The following is a 4,494-nucleotide window of genomic DNA, read 5'->3' as shown; positions in this document are numbered from 1 at the left end:
TCGTGCCGCGCGAGCGCGCGGCGGATCAGCGCGATCTCCGACTGGCGCAGGGTCATGCCGTCGAAATCGTCGGCGGCCGGCGCCGCCGGCGCCGCGCGGGCGCCGCCGAGCTGCAGGTCCTGTTCGCTGATCTGCGCCTGCTGCGCGAGCAGCACCGAGCGCTCGACCACGTGCTGGAGCTCGCGGATGTTGCCGGGCCAGGCATAGTTTTCGAGCGCGGCCCGCGCGCCGGCCGAGAACGCCCGCGCCGGCGGGTTGTAGTGCTGGCAGGCGCGCGCGAGAAAGCCCTCGGCCAGCAGCAGGATGTCTTCGCGGCGCTGGCGCAGCGGCGGCATGTGCAGGGTCACGCCGTTGAGCCGGTACAGCAGGTCCTGGCGGAAGTTGCGTTCGGCGACGAGGCTGTCGAGATTCGCGTTCGTCGCCGAGATGAAGCGCACGTTGGCCTGCTTCGTGAACGAGCTGCCGAGCTTCTCGTAGGCGCGCTCCTCGAGCAGGCGCAGGATCTTGGCCTGCTGGGTCAGCGGCAGGTTGGCGATCTCGTCGAGGAACAGGGTGCCCTGGTCGGCGAGCTCGACGCGCCCTACCCGTTCGCTCTTCGCGTCGGTATACGCGCCGCGCGTGTGGCCGAACATCTCGCTCTCGAACGTGGACTCGGAGATCGCGCCCATGTTGACGCTGATGAACGGCGCGGCGGCACGCGTGGAATGCTGATGGATGTAGCCGGCCAGCAGGCTCTTGCCGGTGCCGTTCTCGCCGGTGATCAGTATCGGCATCGCGCTCTGCGCGACGCGACGCGCCATCGACAGCAGCTGCTCCATCTCGGCCGAACGCGAGACCAGCCGGCCGCCGCCGCTGCCCTGCTGGCGCAACAGCGCGTTCTCCGCGGCGAGCTTGCGTTCGCGCGCCTGCGCCGCGCGCAGCGCGAGCTGGGCGCGTATCGTCGACAGCAGGCGGTTGTTCTCCCAGGGCTTCTCGATGAAGTCCACCGCGCCGCGCTGCATCGCCTCAACGGCGATGCCGATCGTGCCCCAGCCGGTCATCGCGACGATCGGCAGATCCTCGGCGACCTCGCGCAGCGCGGCGATCAGCGCGAGTCCTTCCTTGCCGGATGTCGTGTCTTCCACATAGTTCAGGTCGACCAGCGCGAGTTCGCAGGACTCGCGCCGCGCCGCCGCGACCGCTTCGGCCGGCGAGCGGCAGGCGATGCAGCTCATGCCTTCGCTCTTGAGCAGAACGCGCAGCGTGGTCAGTATGCTTTCGTCGTCGTCGACTATCAGTATCGTCATCGCGCACTTTCCGTCGCCACGCTGGCCGTGGCGAACCCTCCCGGTCCGCCCGAAGCGGCCGGAGTATAGCAGCGGGCCTGCGCGTCCCCCGCCGCGCCGCGACGGCTAGCCGGCGTGAACGCAGCGCAGCCGCTTCGCCGCGATGCGCGTCTCGGCCGGATAGGCGAACGCATTGTTGACATAGGTCACGCCGTCGATGCGCACTTCGCGATTGACGTGGCTGTGGCCGTACACGTGCAGCACCGAGCCGAGCCGGCGCAACTGCACGTCGAGCGTCGCGCTGCCGAGCACCGGATAGACGAGCCGGTGCGGCGGCGGCACGTACGGCGGCATCAGGTCCAGCCGCGGCAGATAGTGGGAAAACGTGATGACGGTCCGTGCCGGCGCCGGCGGCGCGGTCGCATTGAGGCCGAGGAAATGCGCGGCGACGTCCTGCGTGCGCCAGCCCTCGGGCCAGCGGCAGGCGCGATAGTCCATCCAGACGGCCTGCAGCTGCGCGTCCGGTTCGCCGAACGAATAGTCGTACCAGCCGTGCAGCGGCACGATAGCCAGCGGGCCGGCCGTGAACGGCTGCAAGGATGCGCCGCTCGCCGTCGCCACGGCGACGACGCGATCGAATTTTTCGAGCGAGTCCATCCGCACGGCTTCGCGAATGACCCAGAGATCGTGATTGCCGGGCACGAACAGCACGCGCAGGAAGCGAGCGGCAAAGGCCTCGAGGCAATCCTGCAGGCGCCCGAGCGTGCCGGCCACGTCGCCGGCCAGGATCAGCACGTCGTCGCGGTAGTCCGAACGCGAAAGCCCCGCCACCCAGGCCGCGTTGTCGGCGTAGTCGACGTGGATGTCGGACAGGGCGAAGACGCGCACGGCGGATTCAGGCCTGGCGCCGCCGCGGCCATTCCGCGAGCAGCGCCGCGAGGCGGGCCCGGTCGTCGCCGAACGGACTGAGCACCGAGCGGACCGCCGGCCGGCGCGCGGCCGGTAGCTGGTGGCGCAGGAACGTGGCCAGGGTGCCGGACGGACCGAGATCGACATAGTGCGGCGCCGACTGCCGTTCGAGCAGGTCGACGCTCGCGGCGAAGCGGATCGGACGCCGCACGACCTGCCAGAGGAAATCCGGCGGCAGCGCATCGAGCACGGCGACGCGGTCGCAGCAGACCAGCGGCAGGTCGCCGGCGCGCGTGCGCAGCGACGGCAGGAACGCCGCGAACGGCGCCTGCGCCGCGTCGATCCAGCGCGAATGGAACGCGTAGCCGACCGGCAGGCGCTGGAACGCGATGCGCGCGGCCTTCAGGCGCGCCTCGACGCCGGCGGCAGCCGCCAGCGGCGCCGACACGACGAAATGGTTCGGGAAATTGACCGCCGCGAGCTCGGCGACGTCGTGCAGGCGCTGCCGTTCGAACACGGCGAGCTCGTCGAGCACCGCGATCATCGCGCCGGCTTCGCCGCAGGCCTCGAGCGCGGCGGCCTGCTGCACCACCGCGGCGAGCGCCTGCTCGACGTCGAGGCAACCGGCGATCACGGCGGCCGCGAACGAGCCGAGGCTCGTGCCGAGGCACAGGTCGGGCCGCACGCCGGCATCCATCAACGTGCGCGCAAGCGCGCACTCGACCATGAAGATCGCCGGATGTGTCAGTTCCAGCGCGTCGAAGGCGACCGAACGATCGTTCGCGTCGTCGTACAGTGCGGCGATCGCCGAGACGCCGGCGAGTTCTACGAGCCGCGCGTCGAGGCGGCGCATCTCGGCGCGGAAGCCCGCGTCGTGGTCGAACAGCGCGCGCGCCATCTGGAAATGCTGCGAGCCCTGGCCCGAGAACAGGAAGACTGTCGGCGTCACGGCGCGGCTCCGGTGTCGCGCTAGAGCTTCAGCGCGACGGACTTCAGTTCGGTGAACGACTCGACGCCGGCGCGGCCGAACTCGCGGCCCCAGCCCGATTCGCGCCAGCCGCCGAACGGCATGTGCGGATCGACGACGTGGTAGCAGTTGACCCAGACCGTGCCGGCATTCAGGGCGCGCGCGACGCGGTGCGCGTTCTTGACGTCGCGCGACCAGACGCCGGCGGCGAGGCCGTAGCGCGACGCGTTGGCCTGGCCGACGACGTCGGCCGCGTTCTTGAACGGCACCACGCAGACGACCGGCCCGAAGATTTCTTCCCGGATCACGCGCATCGACGGATCGGTCCGCGCGAGCAGGGTCGGACGCACGAAATAGCCCGGGCCGTCCGGCCGCGGTCCACCGGCGACGCGCTCGGCGCCGGCGCGCAGACCGTCTTCGACGTAGCCTTCGACGCGCTCGCGCTGCTGCGCCGACACCAGCGGACCCAGCTGCGTCTCCGCATCGAACGGATCGCCGATCACGTAATTTTCGATCGCCTCGCCGAGGCCGGAGACGACCGTGTCGTAGACGGCTTCCTGCACGTAGAGCCGCGAACCCGCATAGCAGACCTGGCCCGCGTTGAAGAACGCCGCGGCCGCCGCGCCGGCGATCGCCTGCTCGAGCTCCGCGTCGGCGAAGATGATGTTCGGCGACTTGCCGCCGAGCTCGACCGTCACGCGCTTGAAGTCTTCCGCGCAGTGGCGAACGATCTCGCGCCCGACCGCGGTCGAGCCCGTGAAGGAAATCTTGTCCACGCCGGGATGCCGCACGAGCGCCGCGCCGGCCTCGCTGCCGAGGCCCGTGAGGATCTGCAGCACGCCCGGCGGAAACCCGGCTTCGAGCGCGAGTTCGCCAAGACGCAGCGCGCTCAGCGGCGTGAGTTCCGACGGCTTCAGCACGACGACGCAGCCCGCCGCGAGCGCGGCCGACAGCTTCATCGCAATCTGCAGCAACGGAAAATTCCACGGCACGATGCCGGCGACGACGCCGACCGGCTGGCGCAGGCTGAAGGCCTGGAACGGCGTCGGCGCGCAGGCCAGGTCGAAGGTCTCGCCGGTCAGCTTGGTCGCCCAGCCGGCGTTGTAGCGGATCGCCTCGACCGTGAACGGCACGTCGACGAGCCGCGTGATCATCAGCGGCTTGCCGACGTCCAGCGTTTCCAGCTCGGCGAACTCGCCGGCATGGCGCTCGAGCAGGTCGGCGAGCTTGAACAGCAGTCGCGCACGCTGCGCCGACGGCTGCGTGGACCAGCGCCGGAATGCCGTGCGCGCGGCCGCGACGGCGCTGTCGGCGTCGGCGGCGCCCGCGGCGGCGGCGGTGGCGATCGTCTCG

General features: G+C 70.7%; 4 protein-coding genes. All 4 read right to left on the bottom strand.

The features are described from left to right. A partial coding sequence (locus NON22_RS20755) for a sigma-54-dependent transcriptional regulator (RefSeq protein ID WP_257388889.1) occupies positions 1 to 1,286 on the bottom strand: 1,286 nt, incomplete at its 3' end. A 105-nt stretch (positions 1,287 to 1,391) separates the two neighbouring features. Next, positions 1,392 to 2,153, bottom strand: a complete 762-nt coding sequence (locus NON22_RS20750; RefSeq protein WP_257388888.1) for a metallophosphoesterase family protein — start codon at positions 2,151 to 2,153, stop codon at positions 1,392 to 1,394. A gap of 7 nt (positions 2,154 to 2,160) precedes the next feature. Beyond that, entirely contained in the window at positions 2,161 to 3,123 is a 963-nt protein-coding gene (locus tag NON22_RS20745; RefSeq protein ID WP_257388887.1) for an acyltransferase domain-containing protein, read from the bottom strand. 20 nt (positions 3,124 to 3,143) lie between these two features. Continuing rightward, positions 3,144 to 4,494, bottom strand: a 1,351-nt coding sequence (locus NON22_RS20740) for an aldehyde dehydrogenase family protein (RefSeq protein WP_257388886.1), incomplete at its 5' end; no start/stop codon positions are given.

It is taken from the genome of Tahibacter caeni (assembly GCF_024609805.1).
In the GTDB taxonomy this organism is placed as follows: Bacteria; Pseudomonadota; Gammaproteobacteria; order Xanthomonadales; family Rhodanobacteraceae; genus Tahibacter; species Tahibacter caeni.
Note: the sequence above shows the minus strand (reverse complement) of the source record. Positions and strands in the feature narration are given on the sequence as shown.